Origin of the sequence: Lutibacter sp., from assembly GCF_040883305.1 — a bacterium.
Taxonomy (GTDB): Bacteria; Bacteroidota; Bacteroidia; order Flavobacteriales; family Flavobacteriaceae; genus Lutibacter.
On sequence record NZ_JBFLKT010000391.1, the window covers coordinates 1 to 5,975 of the forward strand.

4 protein-coding genes are annotated in these 5,975 nt (G+C 31.7%); 3 read left to right on the top strand and 1 reads right to left on the bottom strand.

Features of this window, described 5'->3' with window-relative positions:
* A partial coding sequence (gene recQ / locus AB1Z17_RS12525; RefSeq protein ID WP_368052123.1) for a DNA helicase RecQ occupies positions 1-1,778 on the bottom strand: 1,778 nt, incomplete at its 3' end.
* Between the two features lie 267 nt (positions 1,779-2,045).
* Between recQ and AB1Z17_RS12530 the strand changes: the two genes are divergently transcribed.
* From AB1Z17_RS12530 to gatB, 3 genes are all read left to right on the top strand, one after another.
* Positions 2,046-2,303: a hypothetical protein gene (locus AB1Z17_RS12530; protein ID WP_368052124.1), complete on the top strand. Its 258-nt coding sequence runs from the start codon at positions 2,046-2,048 to the stop codon at positions 2,301-2,303.
* A gap of 65 nt (positions 2,304-2,368) precedes the next feature.
* Positions 2,369-3,694, top strand: a complete 1,326-nt coding sequence (locus AB1Z17_RS12535; RefSeq protein WP_368052125.1) for an amidase family protein — start codon at positions 2,369-2,371, stop codon at positions 3,692-3,694.
* A 74-nt stretch (positions 3,695-3,768) separates the two neighbouring features.
* Positions 3,769-5,975: Asp-tRNA(Asn)/Glu-tRNA(Gln) amidotransferase subunit GatB (gatB, locus tag AB1Z17_RS12540; RefSeq protein WP_368052126.1), on the top strand; the 2,207-nt coding region annotated here is incomplete at its 3' end.

Below are 5,975 nucleotides of genomic sequence, written 5' to 3' on the forward strand. Positions count from 1 at the left end.
ACAATTTCAGCTATAAAATCTTCTCCATAAACTTCTAATTTTCGTTGTCCTACACCACTAATTTCTAAAAAATCGGCTTCACTCATTGGACGAGCACATTCCATTTCTTTTAAAGTAGCGTCGTTAAAAACCAAATATGCAGGAATTTTTTCAGCCAAGGCAATTTCTTGTCGTAGTTTTCTCAGTCTTTCAAATAATGTATCTTTTGGGGCTTTTTTTGCTTTGGTCGTTTTTTCAACATTTACATTTTCTACAAAATCGACTGGTTTGGTTAAATTAACAATTTTATTTTCGAACAATACTTTTTTTGAAAAATCTGTTAATTGCAAGGCATTATTTTTATGAAAAGCAATTTCACAATACCCTTGATTTGTTAGTTGAATTAAATACTGTTGCCAATCTCTCCAAGAAATATCACTTCCAACACCGTGCGATTTTAAACTATCATACCCTTTTTCTAATATGGTGGCATTGTGCGCTCCACGAAGCACATCTATCACAGTTCCAAGTGCTTCAGATTCATTTAAACGTGTAATTACAGAAAGTGCTTTTTGCGCAATAATAGTTCCATTAAAAAATTGTGGTGGATTTTTACAAACATCACAATTTCCACAATTTTCAGCCAGTAATTCACCAAAGTAACTTAATAAAATTTTTCTTCGGCATGTTGTAGCTTCAGAAAACTGTTTCATTCGTTCTAATTTTGCGGCTTGTACTTCTTCATTAGAAGCGCCACTCATAAACTTTTTAAGCTGAATTACATCCGAATAACTATGAAATAACAGTGCATTTGCTTTTAAGCCATCTCTCCCACTTCGCCCAATTTCTTGATAATAACCTTCAATATTTTTAGGCATATTATAATGTATTACCCAACGTACGTTAGATTTGTCAATTCCCATTCCAAAGGCAATAGTAGCACATACAACTTGCGTTTTATCGTAAATAAAATCTTCTTGTGTTTTGGTGCGCTCTTCAAAACTTAAACCTGCATGGTAGGCAGCAGTATTAATTCCATTCAGTTTTAACTTGTCTGCAATTTGTTGGGTAGATTTTCTGCTTAAACAATAAATAATACCTGATTCTTTAGGTGATTTTCGAATGAATTTAATAATTTGAGAAATTCTATCATTCGCTGGTCGCACTTCTAATTCAATATTTTTTCTATCAAACGAAGCAATAAATTGTGTTGCTTTGGGTATATTTAATTGCTCAATAATATCTGCTCTAGTTGCCTTATCTGCAGTTGCTGTCAGTGCAATTATTGGAGTATTAGGCAAGATTTGTTTAAAAAAACCTAATTGTTGATATGAAGGACGAAAATCGTGTCCCCAAGAAGAAATACAATGCGCCTCATCAATGGCAATGCAACTGATAAATTCTTCATTTAGTATGTTTTCTAAATAAGATAAACTCTCTGGTGCTACATATAACAATTTTAATTTTTTGCTATAAATCTTCTCAAAAATTTCAGTTTGTTCTTCTGTTTCCTGACTACTATTATAAAAATCTGCTTCAATTCCATTTGCTTTTAAACCATCTACCTGATCTTTCATTAAAGCAATAAGCGGAGAAATTACCAAGGTTAAACCATCAAAAAGCAACGCAGGTAATTGAAAACAAATTGATTTCCCTCCGCCTGTTGGCATAATAACCAAATTATCGTTTTTTGCAATTACAGATGCTACAATTTCTTGTTGTTGATCACGAAAAGTATCATAACCAAAATACTTTTTTAAGGTTGGAATTATTTTTTTTTGGGAATCTTTCAAATTCATTTAACAGATTTTCGACAAAAATACACTTAATTAACAAATTAGAAGAAATTGAAATTACCAATACAATTTTAGGCTTTAATTCAATATATACTAAAGATTATAAGTTTCATTTATAAAATGTTAAAAAATTAACCGAATAGATTAGGTTACAAGGCTTAAACAATGACTACTTGTAAAAAAAAATATGCTTCCCTCGTAAAACTTTCGTAATTTGGTCGGCTTAAAGTTTGACTTACAACATAAATTAAAAAAAAGATGAGTAAAATAATGACAGTCGATATATTGTCGAGTATTAAAGGAGCACAGCCATCTGAGGCTGTGAACAAATTATTTGATGTAATTAAAAATGCACAACCAACAAATAATAATTCTTTAAATAATGTCAATTATAATTGCGTATCGGTTAATAATCTAAGAGAAGATGTTGTTATTGAAAGTTCAGCTATTGAGAAACAACTAATTATTGAAAACTTCCCAAATAAAAAGAACGGTTATTTGGTAGTTGCAAAGGTTATCGAAGATTAGATTAGTTACGAATTACAAGTTTGAAATACCAATTTCAACTACCTAACAATTCAACAAAAAATCACATGGATTCTCAAATAAAACACCTCCACCAACAATTGGTGAATAAACAAATAACTTGTACCAAGTTAATACAAGAAAAATTAGACTTACTTCAAAAAAATACGCACAACACAGTAAATTCTTTATTGAACAAATCAGCTTTAGCATCAGCAGCAAAAGTAGATGCAAAACTAAAAAACGGAGAAAAGATTGGTTTATTAGAAGGGATTCCTTTTGGCGTAAAAGATGTATATATGTTGCAAGGAACTTTCACAACAGCAAGTTCTGAATTATTAAAAAATTACAAATCGCCCTATACTGCAACTGCAATTCAAAAATTATTAGATGCTGGTGCAATTCCTATAGTTAAAGAAAACTGTGATAGTTTTGGACATGGTTCTTCTAGTGAAAATACTATTTTTGGCGCTGTAAAAAATGCACTAAATATTGAATTGGTTGCTGGTGGTTCTAGCGGTGGATCGGCAGTAAATGTTGCCAAAGATTTCACCGTATTTTCTATTGGTGGAGATACTGGAGGTTCTATCCGTCAGCCAGCTGGTTACAATAAAATTTATGGGTTAAAACCGACCTATGGACGCATTTCTAGATACGGATTAATGGCGTATGCATCATCTACTGATTGCGTAGGCCCTTTAGCAAAATCTGTTGAAGATATTCGCATTATTTTAAATGCAATGAGCGGAAAAGATGCTAAAGATCAAACTTCCATAAACTCAAAAGAAATAGATAAAAAAGCGATTTCAGATGGTAAGTCAGTAAAAACAATTGGGTATTTTAAAAACTTTATTGAAAATGATGCCATTGATGCCGAAGTAAAAGCTGATTTTTTAGCGAGTATAGAAAAAATAAAAACTTCAGGAATTGAAGTAAAAGCATTAGATTTTTTTAAATCTGATATTTTAGTTTCCACATATTATACGTTGGCGATGGCAGAAACGGCTTCTAACTTATCGCGTTTAGATGGAACTAATTACGGTAATAGAATTGAAGCAGATAATTTAATTGAAACATACGCCTTAACACGTTCTGAAAATTTTTCAGAAGAAACAAAACGCAGAATTGTAGGTGGAAATCAAGTGCTTTCACAAGGTTTTTCTGATGAAATTTATTTAAAAAGTTTAGCACTTCGTGATCAAATTTCAGCAAATTTTGATCAAGATTTTAAGGAAGTTGACCTAATTTTATCACCGGTTACACCAAGTGAACCTCCAAAAATTGGAGAAAGTTTAAAAGATCCACACGCAATGTATTTGTCTGATGTTTATACGGTTGGATTCAGTTTAGGGCAATTACCAACGCTTACGGTACCGCAGGGAACTGTTACATGATTGCAAATTACTGCTGCAAAAAATAATGAAGAACTTATATTGAAGTTTGCTAACTTCTTAAAAGAAACTATATAATGGAATTAGAACAATTAAATGCTGCTATAAAAAAGCACGATTTAGAATTGGTAATTGGACTAGAAACACACGTCCGATTAAATACCAAAACCAAGTTGTTTTGTTCTTGTCCAAATCAAGAGATTGAAACACCAAACACAAATATATGTTCCGTTTGTACAGGACAAATGGGCGTTTTACCTGCAATAAATAAAGAAGCAATTACAAAAGCCATTTATTTTGGAAAAGCTGTAGATTCATCATTTGAAAACGAAGTAATCTCTTGGGATAGAAAACATTACGAATACCCAGACAACCCGAAAAACATTCAAATTACGCAATTTCACAATCCAATAATTCCTGACGGACACGTTTCTTGTTACCGAAACGACGGTTCACAATTTACTGTGAATTTAACACAGGTTCATATTGAAGAAGATGCTGCAAAATTAATGCACGAGAAAAAGATTTCGTTGGTAGATTTCAACAAGGCTGGAGTTCCACTTATCGAAATTGTTACAGAGCCTTGCATTCGTAATATTGAAGATGCTTCAACCTATGCACAATACATTCAGCGGATTGTTCAAAATTTAGGAATTTCAGAAGCAAACCTTGAAAAAGGTGAATTTAAATCGGATGTTTCGGTGTCTTTACGCAAAAGAAGAAGTTACGATTTAAATCCTAGAACTGAAATCAAAAACTTAAACTCGTTTAAGTTTATGGTGGATGCTTTAAAGGAAGAAATTGAAAAGCAATTTAATTATTATATTGAAAACAAAGAATTTAGACCAGACCAAACTACTGTTTTATGGGATGCTGATTTAAAGCAAACTAAAACAATGCGTAAAAAAGAATTTGAGGCAGATTATCGCTTTATTTCTGAACCTGATTTACCTTTTGTAAGCATTAAAAATGAAATTAAAGCAATTTCTGTAGATTCCAGCGCATTACCTTTTGCTGTTGAAACTGTTTTAATTAAAGGTGGAGTGTTACCACAAGACGCAAAGTTTTTTACTGCAGATGCTGTCCGTTCTAAAGTATTTATGGACATCAATAAGGTGTTAAAAGACCCTTCTTTTGTCGCTAAAACACTGGTAAACAATATAAAACCAGAAGATTACGCTACAATAAACAGTATTGAAAGTTTAATCGAAATTTTTCAATTATTTAAGGCTGAAAAAATCACTGCTGTGTTAGCTCAAAACGGAATTACTTCCTATTTAAAAGATATTACTTTTGATTATAACAAGTATTTTGAAGATAACATTATTTCAGAAGAAAAAATTTCAGAAGCTATCCAAAAAGTAATTTCAGAAAATGATGCTATTGCAAACGATATTAAAGCTGGAAACCAGGGGAAAGCTGGTATTTTAGTTGGTAAGGTTATTAGTATTATCGGAAAAGGAGCTTCTGGAAAAGTAATTAGACAAGGTATTTTAGAAATACTTTCAGCCAAAAGTGAAAAGTCTAAAGTCGAAAGTGAGCAGCTAAAATCAACTAGTGAACAGCAAAAGATAAAAGTTGAAGACGAAACACTTCCACAAATTCCTATTATAATAAAAGATGTTTATAGAACTCATAAAGCTTCTCAAATTTCAGAAAAAAACATTTCAGAAAAAGTTACGCTGGCAGGTTGGGTTTCTAGTGTTAGAGATCACGGAGAATTAATGTTTATTGATTTACGAGATTCTAGTCAAGAAATTTTTCAAGTACGTTTAAGTAGAGAATCGTTTCCTAATTTAGACGATTTGGTGAAATTAAAACCTGAAACTGTAATAACAGTAACTGGAAAAATTGTACAACGTAATGAAGACGATTATAATTCAAGTTTAAGAACTGGAAAAATTGAATTAGAAACATCAGAATTGGAGATTTTAAACCTTTCTAAAACATTGCCTTTTGAAATAAAAAGAGCTACAAAAACAAGTGAAACTATTCGTTTCCAATACAAGTTTTTAGATCATAGAAACGATGATGTTAGACGCGCTATTGTAAACCGCCACAAAGTAATTAAGTTATTACGTGATATTTTAGATGAAGAAGAATTCTTAGAAATTGAAACACCAATTTTAACTGCTGGAACCGATGAAGGAGCTCGTGAATTTATTGTCCCAACACGTAAACAATCCGGTTATTTTTACACATTACCACAAGCACCTCAACAGTTTAAACAAATGTTAATGGTAAGTGGTTACGAAAAATACTTCCAAATTGCACGTTGTTTTAG

Coding starts and splice junctions, on each gene's coding strand:
- AB1Z17_RS12530 (WP_368052124.1), top strand. CDS start 2,046: ATGACAGTCGATATATTGTCGAGTATTAAAGGAGCACAGCCATCTGAG.
- AB1Z17_RS12535 (WP_368052125.1), top strand. CDS start 2,369: ATGGATTCTCAAATAAAACACCTCCACCAACAATTGGTGAATAAACAA.